Source organism: Corallococcus llansteffanensis, assembly GCF_003612055.1.
Lineage (GTDB): Bacteria > Myxococcota > Myxococcia > Myxococcales > Myxococcaceae > Corallococcus > Corallococcus llansteffanensis.
This window is the reverse complement of sequence record NZ_RAWB01000852.1, coordinates 1-2,911: the sequence shown is the minus strand read 5'-3', so window position 1 is coordinate 2,911 and position 2,911 is coordinate 1. Positions and strand designations below refer to the sequence as shown.

The window sequence follows — 2,911 nt, the reverse complement described above, 5'->3', positions numbered from 1 at the left end:
GGGGGCGGCCCGGGGGCGCGCTACGGCCCGGCCGGGGCCTGGGCCTCTTCGGCGTCGGAGACCTCGCCCGACAGCGCCCGGTCCTGCGGCTCGGGCAGGTCCTTGAGCAGCGCGCGGATGCGGCGCAGCGCGTCCTTGCCCGCGGCGCGGTGGGTCAGCCGGCCATCCGTCCCGAAGAGGAGGAAGGCGGGGTGCCGGTCCACGCCGTAGGCCTTCGCCAGCGAGCCGTCATCCACCGCGATGGGGTAGCGCAGGGCGTGCTCGCGCGCGAAGCCCTCCACCTTGTTGGTGTCGCGCAGCTCCGTCTCGGAGTGGGTGACGTCCACGCCAATGACCTTCAGGCCGCGCGGCCCGTAGTCGACGATCCACTGGTTCACGGCCTCGAACTGCGCCGCGCAGTCCTCGCAGTCCATGGTCCAGAAGTGCAGGAGGACGGGCAGTCCATCGAGTTCCGAGACATGGACGGGGGCATTCACCCAGCCGCCATCCGGGTCCAGGAGCGTGAGGGGGATTTTCGTCGAGGCCATGCGGGCTCCCTATGGGAAAGCGGGGAAAGCGCTTCAATGGGTCGCGACTGGAAGCTATGCATGCCTCACCGGCGGCTCCCGGCTGCGCGCCCGTCCGCTCGCCCGTCCGGCAGGGGCCCATGGCTCGCTCCACCTCCAGGCGGGCAGGCGGGCCTTTCTTCGCGAGGACGTCATGCACATCCCCGACTTCGAACTGGAGCGGTACTTCGCGCGCTGGGAGTTCGCCGCGCCCTACCTGCTGTGCGCCTCCGACGTGGAGGGCTGGCGGATGGCGGACCTGCTGGCGCTCGCGACGCCGGAGGACCGGGCGCGCTGGGAGGGCCTGACGCTGGGCTACACGGAGACGCCCGGGCTCCCCGTGCTGCGCGAGGCCATCGCCGGGATGTACCCGGGCCTCACGCCCGACGACATCCTCACCTTCGCGGGCGCGCAGGAGGCCCTCTTCGTGGCGATGAACGTCCAGCTGGGCCCGGGCACGCACGCCGTCGTCACCTGGCCGGGCTACCAGTCCCTCTACGAGGTGGCGCGCGCCACCGGCGCGGAGGTGACGCTGCTGCCCCTGCGCGAAGACTCGGGCTGGGCGCTGGACCTGGACGCGCTGAAGGCCGCGCTGCGCCCCGACACGCGCGTGGTGGTCGTGAACTTCCCCCACAACCCCACGGGCGCGCTGCCGGACCGCGCCACCTTCCAGGCGCTGTGCGCGCTCTGCGAAGCGCGCGGCATCCTCCTCTTCTCCGACGAGGTGTACCGCCTGCTGGAGTACGACCCCGGGGACACGCTGCCGCCCGCCGCGTCGTGCTTCTCCAGGGGCGTGAGCCTGGGCGTGATGTCCAAGGCCTTTGGACTCGCGGGGCTGCGCGTGGGGTGGCTCGCGTGCCGGGACGCGGACCTGCTGGCCCGCTGCCGCGCCTTCAAGGACTACACCTCGCTCTGCAACAGCGCCCCCAGCGAGGTGCTGGCCCTCATCGCCCTCAAGGCGAAGGAGCAGGTGCTGGCGCGCAGCCGGGGCCTGCTCACCGCGAACCTCGCCCTGCTGGAGGCCTTCTTCGCCCGCCACGCGGACACCTTCCACTGGGTGCGCCCGCGCGCCGGCAGCGTGGCCTTCCCGCGCCTGCTGCGAAACGTCCCCGTGGCCCGCTTCACCGAAGCGCTCATCGCCCGCGAGGGCGTGCTGCTGTTGCCCGGCGACGTGTATGGCTTCCCCGGCGCCCACTTCCGCCTGGGCCTGGGCCGCGCCAACCTGCCGGCAGCCCTGGAGCGCCTGGAGCGCTTCATCCGCGACGGCGGTCTTGACGCGTTGGGCTGACGCCTGGGGCCGGCGCGGCGCGTCAGCTCTTCCCATGACAGCAGGGCTGTCGGCTTATCGCTTTCTTGGAAAACGACTTCTAGACTGGTCGTCCCCTCGCTCGGTCTGGGGCCGTGCGAAAGCCCTCTCGTCTGCGCGAGAGGCCCTTGGAGACACACCTCGATGAAGACGCTGATGGGTGCTGCCGTGGCCGCCGTGACGCTGCTGGTGAGCACCGAAGCCGCCGCGACCAACTACACCCTGTGGATCCACGGCAAGAACGGCGGCAACACGCAGGCGGGCAACTACAACGACTTCAGCAACTGGGGGCCGGCGAGCACCGCGGCGGGCGTGAACAAGAAGGCGGTCAACTGGAACGGCTCGCAGCGCATCGGCACGGAGAACTACCGGATCCGCAACGCGCTGGACTGCTTCTGCACGGGCAGCAACTGGTGCTACATCGCCGCGCACAGCGCTGGTGACCTGCAGATTGGCTACGCCCTGTCGCTGTACGGCGGCAGCGCGCGCACGAAGAAGAACGCCACGCCCAACGCGAACGGCGAGTGCGGCAACCTGGACGGCTCCACGCAGACGGGCTGGAACATCAAGTGGGTGGACATCGCGTCCGGCGCGGGCGGCGGCAGTGAGCTGGCGGACCACGGCGACTGGGCGGTGAGCGATCCGGTGGTGAGCGACCTGGTCACCACGACGGCGCGCGCCATGTTCAATCACAACACGACGCGCAACGTCTGGTTCTACATGTTCGCCGGCGCCAAGGGCACGGCCTACTCCGGCATCCTCCCGGGCCAGGACGACGAGGCGGTGTCCTACCACTCCACGGGCGGTGTCTCCGGCAGCGGCAACGGGTCCTACTGCAACCCCGGCGACTGGTTCTGCGGCGGCACGCTGAACACGGGCACGGCGGCGTGCAGCGACGGCCGGGCGAAGTGGAGCTTCCACACCGTGTCCCTGCGCGACGACGGCGAGGCGTACAACCACTACGCCAACGGCAACTGGGGCGGCATCGTCTCCAAGGTGCGCGAGGACGTCGTCACGTACGCGTACTAGACTGCACGGCTTCCCCCGCCCCCTCCGGCGA

Annotated in this window: 3 protein-coding genes; 2 read left to right on the top strand and 1 reads right to left on the bottom strand. The window is 70.8% G+C overall.

Annotation, left to right across the window (positions count from 1 at the left end; all coding sequences use genetic code 11):
- Positions 1 to 20: 20 nt before the first annotated feature.
- The gene (locus D7V93_RS41195; protein ID WP_120648450.1) at positions 21 to 527 is read right to left on the bottom strand and encodes a peroxiredoxin family protein; all 507 of its coding nucleotides are present in this window, start codon (positions 525 to 527) and stop codon (positions 21 to 23) included.
- 172 nt (positions 528 to 699) lie between these two features.
- Between D7V93_RS41195 and D7V93_RS41190 the strand changes: the two genes are divergently transcribed.
- Positions 700 to 1,833, top strand: coding sequence for an aminotransferase class I/II-fold pyridoxal phosphate-dependent enzyme (locus D7V93_RS41190; RefSeq protein WP_120648449.1), 1,134 nt, complete (start codon positions 700 to 702; stop codon positions 1,831 to 1,833).
- A gap of 162 nt (positions 1,834 to 1,995) precedes the next feature.
- Complete coding sequence (locus D7V93_RS41185; protein ID WP_120648448.1) at positions 1,996 to 2,880, top strand: hypothetical protein; 885 nt, start codon at positions 1,996 to 1,998, stop codon at positions 2,878 to 2,880.
- The last annotated feature ends 31 nt before the right edge of the window (positions 2,881 to 2,911 follow it).